Source organism: Pseudacidovorax intermedius, from assembly GCF_003350475.1.
Taxonomy (GTDB): domain Bacteria; phylum Pseudomonadota; class Gammaproteobacteria; order Burkholderiales; family Burkholderiaceae_C; genus Xenophilus; species Xenophilus intermedius.
The window spans coordinates 36,962-49,633 of sequence record NZ_QQAV01000005.1; the positions used below are offsets into that span (position 1 = coordinate 36,962).

The 12,672-nt window shown below is 72.0% G+C and carries 11 protein-coding genes; 4 read left to right on the plus strand and 7 right to left on the minus strand.

The window, feature by feature from the left end; translation table 11 throughout:
- The first annotated feature begins 152 nt into the window (after nt 1-152).
- On the plus strand, nt 153-899 hold the full coding sequence (locus DFR41_RS14090; RefSeq protein ID WP_017760111.1) for a Crp/Fnr family transcriptional regulator: 747 nt from the start codon (nt 153-155) through the stop codon (nt 897-899).
- A gap of 4 nt (nt 900-903) precedes the next feature.
- Nucleotides 904-1,782 carry an EAL domain-containing protein gene (locus DFR41_RS14095; protein WP_017760110.1) on the plus strand — a complete coding sequence of 293 codons (879 nt, stop codon included), beginning with the start codon at nt 904-906 and terminating at the stop codon, nt 1,780-1,782.
- Between the two features lie 6 nt (nt 1,783-1,788).
- On the opposite strand, the gene DFR41_RS14100 is transcribed toward DFR41_RS14095, so the two are convergent.
- Nucleotides 1,789-3,321 (minus strand): MFS transporter, encoded by a 1,533-nt coding sequence (locus tag DFR41_RS14100; protein WP_114803156.1) that lies wholly within the window; start codon nt 3,319-3,321, stop codon nt 1,789-1,791.
- A 95-nt stretch (nt 3,322-3,416) separates the two neighbouring features.
- Here DFR41_RS14100 and DFR41_RS14105 point away from each other — a divergent pair, with 95 nt between their 5' ends.
- A complete protein-coding gene (locus DFR41_RS14105) occupies nt 3,417-4,352 on the plus strand; it encodes a LysR family transcriptional regulator (RefSeq protein WP_114803157.1) in 936 nt (311 codons plus the stop codon).
- Here the strand turns inward: DFR41_RS14105 and DFR41_RS14110 are convergent.
- From DFR41_RS14110 to DFR41_RS14135, 6 genes are all read right to left on the minus strand, one after another.
- On the minus strand, nt 4,339-5,313 hold the full coding sequence (locus DFR41_RS14110) for a Bug family tripartite tricarboxylate transporter substrate binding protein (protein ID WP_114803158.1): 975 nt from the start codon (nt 5,311-5,313) through the stop codon (nt 4,339-4,341). The two genes, DFR41_RS14105 and DFR41_RS14110, sit on opposite strands and share 14 nt — an antisense overlap.
- A gap of 99 nt (nt 5,314-5,412) precedes the next feature.
- Nucleotides 5,413-7,125: a dihydroxy-acid dehydratase gene (gene ilvD, locus DFR41_RS14115; protein WP_114803159.1), complete on the minus strand. Its 1,713-nt coding sequence runs from the start codon at nt 7,123-7,125 to the stop codon at nt 5,413-5,415.
- Nucleotides 7,122-7,601 carry an aconitase X swivel domain-containing protein gene (locus tag DFR41_RS14120; RefSeq protein ID WP_114803364.1) on the minus strand — a complete coding sequence of 160 codons (480 nt, stop codon included), beginning with the start codon at nt 7,599-7,601 and terminating at the stop codon, nt 7,122-7,124. Before DFR41_RS14120 ends, ilvD begins: the two co-directional genes overlap by 4 nt.
- Before the next feature lie 130 nt (nt 7,602-7,731).
- Nucleotides 7,732-9,027: an aconitase X gene (locus DFR41_RS14125; protein ID WP_114803160.1), complete on the minus strand. Its 1,296-nt coding sequence runs from the start codon at nt 9,025-9,027 to the stop codon at nt 7,732-7,734.
- A gap of 58 nt (nt 9,028-9,085) precedes the next feature.
- Nucleotides 9,086-9,931, minus strand: a complete 846-nt coding sequence (locus DFR41_RS14130) for an IclR family transcriptional regulator (RefSeq protein WP_114803161.1) — start codon at nt 9,929-9,931, stop codon at nt 9,086-9,088.
- Between the two features lie 70 nt (nt 9,932-10,001).
- Complete coding sequence (locus DFR41_RS14135; protein WP_043112431.1) at nt 10,002-11,456, minus strand: FAD-dependent oxidoreductase; 1,455 nt, start codon at nt 11,454-11,456, stop codon at nt 10,002-10,004.
- A 143-nt stretch (nt 11,457-11,599) separates the two neighbouring features.
- On the opposite strand from DFR41_RS14135, the gene DFR41_RS14140 reads away from it, so the two are divergent.
- A complete protein-coding gene (locus DFR41_RS14140) occupies nt 11,600-12,631 on the plus strand; it encodes a Bug family tripartite tricarboxylate transporter substrate binding protein (protein ID WP_052383515.1) in 1,032 nt (343 codons plus the stop codon).
- Nucleotides 12,632-12,672 lie beyond the last annotated feature (41 nt).

Here is a 12,672-nt window from a genome sequence, read left to right on the forward strand (position 1 = left end):
GCGCCAATGGGGCGCACCGCGCCCGTGCGGCCTGAAAGGTGCTTGCGTGGCCGGCAGCAGCGACGCTGGGTGCCTGCCGGGCACCTCTTCCCCGAAATCCGGTTTGACGTGAAGCTGCTGCGCGGGCCGTGGCCTCGTGCAGGAGACGACTGATGTACATCCACCCTCTGCTTTCGTCGGTACCGCCCCGTGCGCGCGAGGCGCTGGTGCGGCTGATCGAGCTGCGCAACTTCCGCCGCAACGAGGTCGTCCTGAACGTGGGCGACGACATCGACGCCCTGTACTGCGTGGGCTCGGGCCTGCTGCGCGTGGTGGTGCCCGGCCCCAACGACGCGACCGTCACCACCAACTTCCTCAGCCCCGACGACCTGCACCTGGGCGCGCCCCTGGACGGACCGAAGCAGCCGTCCGACCTGAGCCTGATCGCCGCCCTGCCCTCCTCGGTCTACGTGATGCCGCTGTGGACCCTGCGGCGCCTGTGCGAGAGCTACCCCAGCGTGCCGCTGGTGCTGATGCAGATGCAGTGCAGGCAGATGCTGGCGCTGCGCAAGCAGATCCGCCGCCGCACCACCATGTCGGCCGAGCACCTGGTCGGCCGCGTGCTGCAGGAGCTCACGCAGCTGGCGCCCGAGGGCGACCATGCCTTCGACCGCCGCATCTCGCAGGGCGTGATCGCCTCCTACGCCGGGCTGTCGCGGCCCATGGTCAACAAGGTGCTCAAGGAGCTGGAGGAGCGCGGCGTGGTCCAGCGCGACGGCGACGCCGTGCATGTGCGCGACGACCTGGCCTTCAACACCGACTTCCATGCGCCGCTGGGCCCGGACGAGCTGGCGCCGCCGTCGCGCGCGCCGGACCATCCGGACAAGGATTTCCCGATCGACTTCGGGTCGCGTTTTTGATCTCATGCCCGACGCCTTCCGCCATGGTCTGCAGTCCGGTCGCCGCCGGCAGGTCCGGCCCGTGGGCGGATGGCAGGCAGATCTGGCCCAGGCGCTGCAGCGCGAGGAGCTGGAGGTGCACTACCAGCCCAAGCTGCATGCCTGCGACGGCCGGCTCAGTGGCGTGGAGGCCCTGGTGCGCTGGCACCACCCCCGCGTGGGCTGGGTGCCGCCGGAGGACCTGATCGCCTTCTGCGAGCGCCACCGGCTGATCGTGCAGCTGGGCCGCTGGGTGGTGCGTGCCGTGTGCCGCCAGCTGGCCGACTGGCAGCGAACGGAAGGGCTGCGGATCGCTGCCTCCATCAACCTGTCGCCGCTGCAACTGGACAGTCCCTCGCTGGCCGACTACTTCGACGAGCAGATGCGCGAGCACGGACTGCAGCCCGACCAGCTGAGCTTCGAGATCACCGAAAGCTGGTCGCTGGCCGCCAGTGGCGCGGCCGACGACTTCTTCCGCGTGCTGCGCCAGCGCGGCTTCGGCCTGTCGATCGACGACTTCGGCTCGGGCTACTCCTCGCTCAGCCGGCTGTGGCGCGTGCCGGCGAACGAGCTGAAGATCGACGCCTACTTCGTGCAGAACGTGGCGGCCGACCCTGCCGTGCAGATCGTGGTCAAGGCCGCGGTCGACCTGGCCCATGCGCTGGGCATGCGGCTGGTGGCCGAGGGCGTCGAGACCCAGGCCCAGTGCGAGGCGCTGGTGCGCCTGGGCTGCGACGAGCTGCAGGGCTACGTGTTCAGCCCCGCGCTGCCCCCGGCCCAGCTCTCGCTGTGGGTGCGAGGGCGCATGCGGGCGGCGGACGCGCCGGCGCCGCACGGGGCCGCGCCTTCGGCGCTCATCGGCTGAACGCCATCACGCCGCGGGGCGGGCGGCGGGCCTGCCCGCGCTGTCGGCTGCGGGCGTCAGCCGCACGGGCAGCCAGCGGGTGCACAGTCCGGCGCCCAGCACGGCCAGCCCGGCGATCAGGAAGACGGACCGCAGCCCATGCCCGTGGGCGCCGGTCAGCGCCTGCGCCACAGCCGGCGATGCGAGCCCGACGGGCGCGGCCGCTGCCACTGCCGTGACCGTGGCCATCTCCGCCTCCACCATGTGCACCAGCAGCGCCGCCAGCAGGGCCACGCCGCCCGCGCCGCCCAGGCTGCGCAGCATCACGGGCACGGCCGTCGCAATGCCGAGGTGCTGCGCGGGCGAGGTCCGCTGCGACACCACCGTCACCACCGGAAAGACCAGCCCCAGGCCGATGCCCAGCGGCAGCAGGCCGAGCGACAGCGCCAGCGCTTGCGTCGGCCACCACTGCAGGGCACCCGCCAGCAGCACGAAGCCCAGCACCATCGACGCGCAGGCCGCGCGGGCCACGGTGACCGGCGAGCGGCGGGCACGCAGAAGGCGTCCGCTGCCGATGGCGGCGAAGGTGACGCCGGCCATCAGCGGCAGCAGGTGCCAGGCCGATCCGATGGGCGACAGGTGCAGGCGGTCCTGCAGGTACGGCGGCAGCAGGGCCACCGCGGCGTACAGCGCCACCCCCGAGGCCATGGCCATCAGGCTCGTGGCCCGGTAGGCCGCAGGCGCAAAGAGCGACAGCGGCAGGAGCGGATGCGCGGCCCGTTGCTGCCGCCACAGGAAGAGCGCGGCCAACGCCAGCCCGCCCGCCAGCAACGGGCCCAGCCCCAGCGCCGGCGGCAGGCCCAGCCGCCCGCGCTGCGTGGCCAGCAACAGCAGCACCAGCGCTCCGGCCAGCAGCGCACCGCCCGGCCAGTCGATGCGGGCGTCGGCCGCGCCATGCCGACGCCCGGCCGGCAGCGTCATGGCCAGCAGGCCCGCGGCCAGCAAGGCCAGCGGCACGTTGAGCCAGAAGGCCCAGTGCCAGGTCAGGTGCTCCACCAGCGTGCCGCCCAGCAGCGGACCGAACAGCGTCGCGATGCCGTAGGCCGCCCCGAGCAGCGACTGGAAGCGGGGCCGCTGCTCCAGCGGAAAGAGGCTCGCCACGCTGAGCATGGCCAGCGTCATCAGGCCCCCACCGCCTGCACCCTGGACGGCGCGCGCCAGCACGAGCTGGGCCACGCTGCGGCTGGCGCCGCACGCCAGCGAACCGAGCAGGAACAGCCCCAGCGCCCACAGCAGCACGCGCCGGGTGCCCAGCAGGTCCGCCAGGCGCCCGTAGAGCGTGATGACCACCGTGGCGGCCAGCAGGTACGAGGAGAAGGCCCAGGCGAGCGGCCATCTCCCGGGCAACTCGCGCGCCATCACCGGCAGCGCGGTGGACAGGATGGTCTGGTCCAGCGCCGCCATGGCCAGGGTGAGCATGAGCATCGCGAAGGCGATGCGCTGCTGGCGGGCGGGCGGGAAGTCGGACGAGGGCGACGGCACGGCAACGGGCGGCGGCATGGCGGGAGAAGCTCCGGGGATGGGCGATGCGCCGCAGTGTCCGGATGCTCGTCGATTCCGTACAGTGCAATGTCCGAAATCGATGGTTTCGCCCGATGAAACAGTACGACCTCAACCTGCTGGCCGCCCTTGACGCCCTGCTGGCCACGGGCAGCGTCACGGCCGCCGCGACGCGCATGCACCTGAGCACGCCCGCCATGAGCCACACCCTGGCGCGCATCCGCGAGGTGTTCGAGGACCCGATCCTCGTGCGTGCGGGCCGCCGGCTGGTGCCTACCCCGCGCGCCCTGGCGCTGGCGGAGCCGGTGCGCCAGCTGCTGGTCCAGGCCCAGGCGCTGCGCGCCACGGCAGGACAGGACTGGCAGGCCCAGCCGCGCCGCTTCGTCGTGCGTGCGCCCGAGGGCTGGGCCGTGGCCTATGGCGTCGTGATCGCCCAGGCGCTGGCCGAGCGCATGCCGCACGCCAGCCTGCAGTGGCTGCCCGAAGCACCCCACGACCCTGGCGCCCTGCGCGAGGGCCGCATCGACCTGGAGATCGGCGCCGTGCGCCGGGCCGACACCCGTGCCCAGGCCGTGCTGCTGGCTGCGCAGCCGCTGGTGGGTGCGGCACGCGCCGGTCATCCGCTGCTCAAGGGCCGCATGACGCTGGCGCGCTACGCCGGCGCCCGCCACGTCGACACCTCGCCCCGCGCGGGCGAGCCCGCCTCCGTGGATCGCGCATTGGCCGAGGCGGGGTTGGCGCGCGACGTGGCCCTGCTGGTGCCCAGCACCTTCACGGCCCTGATCGCCGCCTCGCGCTCCGACCTGGTGGCCACCGCCTCCGCCCGCACCGCCCGCAAGATGGCCGAGCCGCTGGGCCTCGCCTTGTTCAAGCTGCCGGTGGCAGTGCAGACCGAGCCCACGCGCATGGCCTGGCATCCCCGCCACGAGGGTGACGAGGCGCACCAGTGGCTGCGTACCTGCGTGACGCGCGTGTTCCACGACGGGCGCAGCACGGTGCCGCCGCCCGCGACGCCGGCTACTCGAACTTGATGCCGCTGGACCGCAGCGTCTCGCCGAAGGCGTCGTACTGCACCCGGAAGAAGCGGGCGAACTGCTCGGGCGACATGCCATGCCCGTCGAAGGCCTGTTCCGCCAGCTGGGCGCGTACCCCCGGCTGGGCCAGCGTGCGCTGCAGTGCTTCGGACAGGCGCTGCGTGAGCGCAGGCGGCAGCCCCGGCGGCCCGAAGAAGCCCGCCCAGGGCGTGATGGTGAGCTTGCCCAGGCCCAGCTCGGTGGCGGTGGGCACCTGGGGCAGCAGCTCGCTGCGCTTGGGCAGCAGGGTGACCAGCGCGCGGATGCGGCCCTCCTTGACGAAGCCGGGCGCCAGGGTGCCGGTGGTGAACATCATCTGAACCTGGCCGCCCAGCAGGTCGGTCATGGCCTGCGAGTCGCCCTTGTAGCGGGCATTGACCACCGGCCGCTTGCCCAGCAGCTGCAGCATGGCCAGCTCCGACGCACTGTTGCTGGAGGCCGAGTTGTAGGGCGCGCCCTTGCCGCTGTCGATCCAGGCCAGCAACTCGTCCACGCTGCGCACGGGCAGGCTCGCCGGCACCACCAGGAACATCGAGAACTGCCCGGCCGAGCTGATGGGCGTGAAGGCCTTGAAGGGGTCGTAGGGCGGCTTGGGCCGCACCGTGGGGGCCGCCACCATCGCGGTATTGGTGCCCATGAGCAGCGTGTAGCCGTCCGGCGCCGCGGCCGAGACGGCCTGCGCGGCGATCACGCCGTCGGCGCCGGGGCGGTTGTCCACCACCACCTGCTGGCCCAGTTCGCGGCCCAGGCCTTCGGCGATCACGCGGGTGAGCGAGTCCGCACCCCCGCCCGGCGAGAAGCCGACCAGCAGCCGCAGCGGGCGGTTGGGATAGCCGTCGGTGGCGGCCTGGGTGGCGGTGGTGCCCACGGACAGGGCGGCCAGCGCGCCGCTGGCGCCCAGCAAGGTTCTGCGTCGCATCGTCGATTCCTTTCGTTGTCAAAAGGCGCGCACGGGCGCCCCGGCCACCATCGACCGGCGGCCTGAAACAGGGAAGACAGAGAAGAAGGGCGCCGGCCTTCAGCGGCCAGGCGCGATGGGCGCTTCGCTGCGCACCATCACCGCGCCCTGCGGCAGCGGGCCCACCATGCGGCGGTACTGCTGCAGCCAGCCGCGGTCATGCTGCGGCGGCGGTGGTTGCCAGGTGTCGCGCCGCTGCTGGAGTTCAGCGTCGGTGAGGTCCACGGCCAGCCGCCGCTCGTCCAGGTCGATGGTGACGAGGTCGCCGTCGCGCACCAGGCCCAGGGGACCGCCGAGGGCTGCCTCGGGCGCCACCTCGGCCACGACCAGGCCCTTGCACACCAGGCCCGAGAGATGCCCGTCGGTCAGCAGCGCCACCTGGTCGCCCAGGCCCGCGCCGTCGATGGCGAAGACCACGCGCGAAGCGCCCCCGCCCATGGCCGGCCCGCCGCGCACGCCGGCGCCGCGCATTACCACCACCTGGCCCGGCTGGATGCGGCCGTCCTTCAGCGCGGCGATGGCCTCGTCGCTGCTCCAGAAGCACAGCGCGGGGCCCGTGAAGCGCCGCACCTTGCGCTCGCCGATGCCGGCCTTGATGAGGCCCGACTCCGGCGCCAGGTTGCCGCGCAGCAGCACGATGGCGGGATGGGCGCTGACCGGCCGGTCGATGGGGCGGATCACATCGGTCTCGGCCACCTCGGCATGGCGCAGGTTGTCGGCCACCGTCGCACCGGTGACGGTGAGTGCGCCCAGGTCCAGCAGCGGTGCCAGCTGCTTCATCAGCGCGCGACAGCCGCCGGCGGCCTCGAAGGCCTCGATGGTCTGCTCGCCCACGGGGCGCACGCCGGCCAGCACCGGCGTCTTCGGGCCGAGCTGGTCGAACAGGCCGTACACATCCACGCCGCAGTCGCCTTCGGTCGCCACCGCCTGCAGATGCTTGGCGCAGTTGAGCGAGCCACCGACCGCCAGCACGGCGCGCACCGCGTTGGCGAAGGCGCCGGGCACCAGGATGTCGCGCGGCTTGAGGTCGTCCCACACCATGTGGACGATGCGGGTGCCGGCGGCGCGCACGTCCGCCATCATCTTGTCGCCCAGCGCCGCCACGGGTGCGCTGCCCGGCAGGGCCATGCCCAGCGCCTCGCAGACGATGTGCATGGAGTTGGCCGTGCCCATGCCCGAGCACACGCCCGGGCCGCGGATGGCCTCGCGGCTCATGCCCACCAGGTCGTCGACGGGCAGGTTGCCGGTCACCGCATGCATGGCGCCGATGAACACGTCCTCGATGTCGACATGCCGGCCCTGCCATTCGCCGCTGGGCTGGTAGCCGCAGGGCACCATCAGCGTCGGGATGTTGAGCCGCGCGGCGGCCATCAGCTGGCCGGGCACCGTCTTGTCGCAGGAGGTCAGGCACACCATGCCGTCGAGCTGCGCGCCTTCGACGGCCACCTCGATGTCGTTGGTCACCAGGTCGCGCGCCGCCAGCATGTAGGCGCCGCGGGCACCGGCGCCGGTGATGAAGTCGCTGGGCGCCGCGGTGCGGATCTCGAAGGGCACGCCGCCGGCGGCGCGGATCGCGTCCTTCAGCACCTGGGCCACGCGGTCCAGGTGGCTGAAGCAGGCGGCCAGCTCGGAGGAACTGTTGACCACCGCGATCTTGGGCTTCTCGCAATCGGCCTCGGGAATGCCCAGGGCGCGCCAGTGCGCATTGCGCACCGACCAGAGGTAGGAGCCGCGCGGAAAGTTGCTGCGCAGCGGGCGTCGTCGTTCGGTCATGCAGGCGGGTCTCCATCGTGGGCGGCGGGGGGCCGCTTGAACACTTCCACCGTGCCGCGCTCGGCATCGACGCGGACGCGGTCGCCCGTCTCGATGCAGGCCAGCGGATCGCGGTCGAAGTCGGTGAGCGCGGGGGCGTGGCTGACCACCGCGCCCAGCGCCATCTTCGTGGTCATCTCGTTGAACAGGAAGGCCGCGGGCGCCGCCTTGAGCAGCCGCGCCGTGTGGAACATGGCCGACCAGCCCGAGGAGCCCTTGGCGCCCGGGAACACCAGCACCTTGCCGGCGAAGCTCTGGCCACGCAGTGCATGGCCGATCTCGATGACGGTGCCGGTGCGCGGATCGATGCCGCCCCAGCCCGAGATGCGCTCGTGCGTGACCAGCGCCTCGGCCTCGACCACGCCGCCGACCACCTTGCGGCCGTGCAGCACCAAGTCGGGCGCCGGGTTCGGTGCCGTGTCGTGACGGTCGCTCATGATCGAGTGGCCGCGGAGCAGGCCAAGCCAGGGCACCCCAGGAACTGGCTTTGCCAGGCCTGCGGGTGCGCCCCCCTCCAAGCCGAGGGCGCGAGAGAGGGGGGAGCCGCGAAGCGGCATGGGGGGTGTTTCACTTCAGACCGCCTTGCCAGCGGCCGGTGCAGGCGGCCTCGATGCACTCGGCTGTGCTGCCGAACCACGCCTGCACGCCCAGGATGGCCGGCAGGTAGTGCGCCTGCTTGGCCGAGTCCAGCGCCACGGCGCGGGTGCCCGGCGGCACGGCGCGGCTCATGGCCGAGCAGCTGTCGGTCATCAGCACGCCGCCCGCCTCTTCGATGATGCGGGTGTGGCCGCTGCGGTCGGCCAGCGCCTTGATGGCGCGCGGCGTGAAGATCCACAGCTGCACGTCGGCATGCAGGCGCCGGCCTTCCAGCAGTTGGGCGGCTTCCCAGATCTGCTCGATGGTGTAGTGCGGGCAGCCCAGCATCACGTACTGGATCTCGGCCTCGCGCGCGGTGGTGTTGAGCCGCTCGTAGGCGGCGCGACGTTCGGCCGGGCCATAGCGCAGGACCTCCATGGGCTTCTTGCCGCCCAGCGCATGTTCCAGCGTCGGCGCCTCGGGCGTGATGCCGACCAGGTGGAACAGCTCCACGCCGCCGGAGGACGCAGCCGCCGCGCCGAAGTGCTTGAGCCGCGGCAGGTTGGGCGCGCGGCCGATGTCGCCCCCGCGCCGGTGCACCACGGGCACGCCGCTTTGCACCTGCTCGCCGATGAAGTAGCCGAGCAGGCCCCAGTCCTGCACCGATTCGACCTCCACGTCCAGCTCGACGAGGTGGGTGGCATGGCGGTTCTCGTCGCGGTGGTAGCCCCAGTCGGGGATGCGCGCGGTGAGCATGGCCGCGCCGCAGCTCTCGCGGCCTTCGGTGTTGGTGCGGGCACCCAGCACCGAGTTGCAGTAGACGACCGCCGACGACTCCATCCAGGCGCAGTGCTCGCCGCGGGTGGGCACGTTGCCCACCTGGTAGGGCGTGCAGGTGTTCATGATCTGCGCACCCAGGCCGGCGGCATGGCGCTCGCTGCGCTCGTAGAACTGCAGGGTCTGCGTGTCGATGCCCATGCGCTCGGGCTGGCCGGGGTCGAAGCCCAGCTGCAGGTGGCTGGTGAAGACCTTGAACTTCGGGATCGGCACCACCTCCGGACTGTCCAGGCTGAATTCGGAGAACACCGCGTCCATGCCGCCGCGGGTCTGCGCGAAATCGCGCTGGAAGGGCGTGGTGGAGGTGATGGTGGCGCAGACGTTGCGCGTCTCCACCAGGCGCTCGGCCCCCAACGCTTCGCCGTACCGCACCAGCAGGTCCATGGCCTTCTGCACGGCCGGGCCATCGCGGCCGTCGTACATGGCTTTCTCTTCGTCGCTCAGGTGCATGGGGCGGGTCCTTGTCTCGGGTCTTTTGTTGTTGTGCAGTCGTGGGGCGTGCAGGCCCTCAGGGCGGCGATGCAGCGTCCGCCTCCAGCGGCAGCCGCCCACCGATCTCGCGGGCGATCTGCCGGGCCAGCTCGCGCAGGCGCGGACCGACCTCTTCGCGCAGCCGCTCTTCGGTGAACACGAAGGCGGCGCCGCCGGCGTTGAGCGCCATCACCTCGTCGCCCGGTCCGATGAGCGGCACCGACACCGAGTTGATCTCGCGGTGGAACTCGCCCAGCGACAGCGTCCAGCCGGTGCGCGAGGCCTGCGCCAGGGCCCGCTGCAGCGGCTGGGCGATGGCGTCCCACTCCGGGCCGCGCAGCAGCCGCATGGAGTCGATGAGCTGCTCGCGCGCGGCGGGCGTCAGTGCCGCCAGGTAGGCACGGCCCAGCGCCGAGTTGGGCAGCGGCGCGCGCGAGCCCACGTCCAGCCGCGGCGAGAGCATGGACGAGCGCGGCCGGCAGGCCTCGATCAGCACCATCTCCATGCCGTCGCGCACGGCCAGGTACACCGAGGCCCCGCCCTCCTCCGCCAGCGCCTGCATGTGCGGCCGGGCCACGGCGCGCACGTCCAGGCTGCCGAGGAAGACGCGCGCCAGCGACACCACGCCCGGGCCCAGCATGAAGCGGTCGGCCACGGCAGCCGGCTTGAGCATGCCGTTGGCCAGCAGCGTGGCCACGAGCCGGTTGACGGTTGGCCGGGGAATGCCGGTCATGCGCGCCATCTCGGCATGGCCCAGCACGGGCCGGTCTTCGCTGAAGCAGCGCAGCAGCGACAGGCCGCGCTCCAGCGCGCTGACGGTGTCGCCGCGTTCGGCGCGCAGGTCGGAGGAATCGGGCACGGCGGCCTTGTCGGAGGGCGTCATGGGCAGGAATGCGGATGCGGCTGAGGAGGACCGGCCACTGTAGATCGTCATGCGCGCGCCACGCCGGTGTTCAGTCCGTGGTGGCGGTCTCGCCAGCCTTGGCCGCCGCACGGGCGGGCGCGCCAGGCCGCAGGTAGACGCCCTGCGCGATCAGGGCCGACTGCAGGGCGCCGATGTCCACGTCGCGCGGCGCGATGCCGCCGCGCGAGGCCAGCGCCGCCGCCACGCCCGCAGCCTGGCCGGTGATCCAGCACTGCGGGATCTCGCGCATGAAGCCGTGCGAGTTGCGGTCGCAGGAGATGTGGCGCCCGCAGGCCAGCAGCCCGTCCAGCGACTGGGGCACCAGCGCGCCATAGGGAATGGAGATGTTGGGGAACTTGGGCGACACCGCGGGCGAGACGCCGATCTCGTCCGCCAGCGGAACGCCGTCCGGCCACTGGCTGCGCAGCACGGCGCCCGTGCCCACCAGCCGGCGCGCATGGCGCACGCCGATCTGCGGCGCGCTCAGCATCAGGAAGGCGTTCTCGAAGCCGGGCGCATGGGCGCGGAAGAAGTCCAGGTGCGCGGCCATGGTGCGGTGCGAGCGCACCTCCACGGCGGTCAGGTCGTCCACGTCCAGCGCCGAGTAGCCGGTCTGCCGCGGACCCATGAAGAGCGCGATGTCGTCGCGCCAGGAGACGAAGGGCCGCTCGAACAGGCCGATGGCCTCGCGCCCCTGCGCCATGAACTGCGAGAAGGCCTCGGGCTGGCCGGCCTTGAAGTCGATCCAGCGCTTCATGTCCACGCCCCCGAAGAGCCAGGACGTGTTCATGCAGTGGTGCACGTCGGCCTCTTCGATGTCGTTGACGAAGGCGGCACCCGCCCGTGCGAAGAGGTCGCCGTCGCCAGTGGCGTCCACCACCACGTCGGCCATGATGGCCATGCGGCCTTCCTTGCTCTCGAACACCACGCCGCGCACCCGGCCGTCCTGCACGATGGGCACCGCTGCCCAGGAGTGGTAGATGAGCTTGACCTGGCGTTCGAGCACGATCTCCTGGCTCAGCAGCTTGAGCCGCTCCGGGTCCACCGTGGGCGACCAGGTGACGACACCGTGGTAGGCCGCGGTGCGCTGCGACCAGTGGGCCGCCTTGGCCGGGTCCTGCGAGCCCCAATCCTCGCGCGCCGGACCGGCCACGGCATCGGCCGGCAGGCGGTCGAACAGCTCCTCGGCAAAGCCGCGGATCACCGGCTGGCCTTCCCAGTCGGTCATGCGGTCGATCCAGATCACCAGCCCACCGGTCGACAGGCCGCCCAGGTGGTTGTAGCGCTCCAGCAGGGCCACGTCGGCACCGGCCCGTGCTGCTGCTGCGGCCGCCGCCGTGCCCGACGGGCCGCCGCCCACCACCAGCACGCCGCAGCGGTGGTAGATGGGCACCCGGCGGCCGGGCTCGTCCCAGAAGCCATGGTCGGGCCGGACCACGCGGGCATCGCGGTCGAAGATGTCGGAGCTGAGGATGCGCTCGTCGGAGCGGACGATGGTTTTCATGGCGGCGTCGGTCAAAGTGGGTTCATTTTTTGGACATGAGGTCCATAAAGTCAATCAAATGACGCTGAATCGAGGGTTAACACGGTCATTAAAAGCCGGTTATCGGAAAGATAGTCTGTGCAAAACGGAAATCCGGAGACTTCATGCGACCTCGTCCCTCGCTTCCTCATGCCATGCGCCGCCGCGCGCTCGCGCGCCTGCTGGCGTTCGCGGCTGCCGTGCCGGCCCTGGCATGCCTGACGCCTTCCGCACTGGCGGCCGGCCCTGCCTTCCCGGTCGACGGCAAGCCAATCCGCATCGTGGTCGGCTTCACCGCGGGCGGCGGCACCGACGCGCAGGCGCGCATCGTGGCCAAGCACCTGGGCGAGGTGCTCGGCACGCCGGTGCTGGTGGACAACCGCCCCGGCGCCAGCACCATGCTGGCCGCCAGCGAGGTGGCGCGCGCCCTGCCCGATGGGCACACGCTGCTGTATGCGCCCTCTTCCACCATGGCGCAGAACCCCCACACCTTCGCCAAGGTGCCCTACGACCCGTTCAAGGACTTCACGCCCATCTCGCTGGGCGGTCGCGGTCCGCTGGTGCTGTCGATCAGCAGCGGCGTGCCGGCGGCCAACGTGGCCGAGCTGGTCGCCTATGTGAAGGCGCGGCCGGGCCAGACGAGCTACGCCTCCTTCGGCGCGGGTACCTCCTCGCACATCTACGGCGAGGCCTTCGTGCGCAAGGCGGGCATCGACTCGGTGCATGTGCCCTACAAGGGCGGCTCCGACGCGGCCAAGGACCTGATGGCCGGCCGCGTGCCCTTCATGTTCGACTCGGCCTCGTCGGCCGTCATCGCGGCCAGCAGCGGCAAGGTGCGCATCCTGGCCGTGGCGGCCGAGCAGCGCATCCCGGCCCTGCCGGATGTGCCCACGCTGTCGGAGCAGGGCTTTACCGGGCTGGACCTGCCGAGCTGGCTGGGCTTCTACGGCCCGGCGGGCATGGCGGCGCCCACCGTGCAGCGGCTCAATGCCGCGCTGGCCCAGGTGCTGGCGCTGCCGGAGGTGCGCAAGTTCTACCGCGACGGCGGGTACGAGGCGGGCGCCAACAGCCCCGAGGCCTTTGCGCAGCTGACCCGTCGCACTTACGAGCAATGGGGCGCGATGGTGCGCCAGGTCGGCCTGCAGGCGGCCCAGTGAGCGCACGCACGCCCCTGTACGCCCGACGCGATTTCCGAGGA

Coding starts and splice junctions, on each gene's coding strand:
- DFR41_RS14090 (WP_017760111.1), top strand. CDS start 153: ATGTACATCCACCCTCTGCTTTCGTCGGTACCGCCCCGTGCGCGCGAG.
- DFR41_RS14095 (WP_017760110.1), top strand. CDS start 904: ATGCCCGACGCCTTCCGCCATGGTCTGCAGTCCGGTCGCCGCCGGCAG.
- DFR41_RS14100 (WP_114803156.1), bottom strand. CDS start 3,321: ATGCCGCCGCCCGTTGCCGTGCCGTCGCCCTCGTCCGACTTCCCGCCC.
- DFR41_RS14105 (WP_114803157.1), top strand. CDS start 3,417: ATGAAACAGTACGACCTCAACCTGCTGGCCGCCCTTGACGCCCTGCTG.
- DFR41_RS14110 (WP_114803158.1), bottom strand. CDS start 5,313: ATGCGACGCAGAACCTTGCTGGGCGCCAGCGGCGCGCTGGCCGCCCTG.
- ilvD (WP_114803159.1), bottom strand. CDS start 7,125: ATGACCGAACGACGACGCCCGCTGCGCAGCAACTTTCCGCGCGGCTCC.
- DFR41_RS14120 (WP_114803364.1), bottom strand. CDS start 7,601: ATGAGCGACCGTCACGACACGGCACCGAACCCGGCGCCCGACTTGGTG.
- DFR41_RS14125 (WP_114803160.1), bottom strand. CDS start 9,027: ATGCACCTGAGCGACGAAGAGAAAGCCATGTACGACGGCCGCGATGGC.
- DFR41_RS14130 (WP_114803161.1), bottom strand. CDS start 9,931: ATGACGCCCTCCGACAAGGCCGCCGTGCCCGATTCCTCCGACCTGCGC.
- DFR41_RS14135 (WP_043112431.1), bottom strand. CDS start 11,456: ATGAAAACCATCGTCCGCTCCGACGAGCGCATCCTCAGCTCCGACATC.
- DFR41_RS14140 (WP_052383515.1), top strand. CDS start 11,600: ATGCGACCTCGTCCCTCGCTTCCTCATGCCATGCGCCGCCGCGCGCTC.